Genomic DNA, 1,165 nt, shown 5'->3' on the forward strand with positions numbered 1-1,165 from the left:
GTTCCTGGCGCGGCCCACGGCGCAGAACATCGGCTTCGTTCTGCACACGACCGACACCGCCGTGCCGCAGCACACCTGGAACACGCTGGGCAACAACCACTCGGACTGGGAAAGCTGGGTCTTCACGTACTACGACAGTGAGCAGCTCGGCGCCTTCAACCTGGTCGAGCAGGCGATGGCTGACATCACGCCGCTGTCGCCGACCGCGACCGACGTGCGGCCGGTGCTCTACCAACTGGGTGCCTACTCGTACGCCAACGGCACGCTGGTGCTGTCGTCGACCGCGCATGCCGACCGCGTGATGGTCGGGCGCAAGGTCGTGCCGCATGCCATCGCGATGGTGGTTAACGTCCTCAACCGCGCCGCCGAGCGCCTGGTGCAATGAAGCGCTCATCCTTGAGGGCCTGGGCCCTGATTCCCGCCTTGATCGCCACTCCTTGGGCTTTGTATGCGGCACCCGCTGCCGATGCGAGCACGGTGCTGCGTGTCAACGAATGGCGCCTGTCGGCAGCGTCGATGGACTTGCTCTATCGCGCCGCCAAGCTGCAAGACCCGCAGGCCACACGGCAAGCCGTGGCCGAAGCCGCCGCGCAAGACCACCTGCTGGGTAGTTATGCGCAAGCGCWGTTCCGCGACGAGCAGCTGTTCGTTGGCGCACGCGTCGGCTTTGCGCTCGAAGCTGCGGCCGAGGCCAGCTTGGTTGCCACGCTGGAGCGCGTCTACCAGCCTGCACTCGACCAGGCATTCGGGGCCGAAGGGCCGCAGCGCTTTGTCGTTCAGCGCCATGCGCTCGACATGGGCACATTGCGGTCGCAGCTCGGCGACGGTTCGGTCGCTCGCCTGGACGACCAACTGGCAGCAGGTGGCGAAGACGCGCTGGCGCGAGTGAGCCTGCTGGACTACCGCTTCGGCAACGGGCCGCTGCAACAGGTGACGCTGCGCGATGTGTGGCGGCAGCTGGACGTGCATGGCCGCCAGGCGCTGGCGCGGCAAGACGCCGAGTTCGTCCACCGCCAGGCCTTGCGGCTGGTGCGGGCGAGCTTCGTGCGCCACTGGGCCACCAGCCAGGGCGGCTTGCAAGCGGCTGACCTGCAAGCCCTGCAGCAGCTGATGGTGGACCGTGAGCGCCGCTTCGCACTCGAGCAGGCGATGGGCGCCAGCGGTG

The 1,165-nt window shown here is 67.8% G+C and carries 2 pseudogenes; both read left to right on the forward strand.

The window, feature by feature from the left end:
- Window positions 1-385, forward strand: a pseudogene (locus AC1DYI_RS36350) (phospholipase); the annotation flags it as partial.
- Between the two features lie 38 nt (window positions 386-423).
- A pseudogene (locus AC1DYI_RS36355) lies at window positions 424-1,165 on the forward strand (hypothetical protein); the annotation flags it as partial.

Source organism: Ideonella sp. P3_A4 (assembly GCF_056403075.1).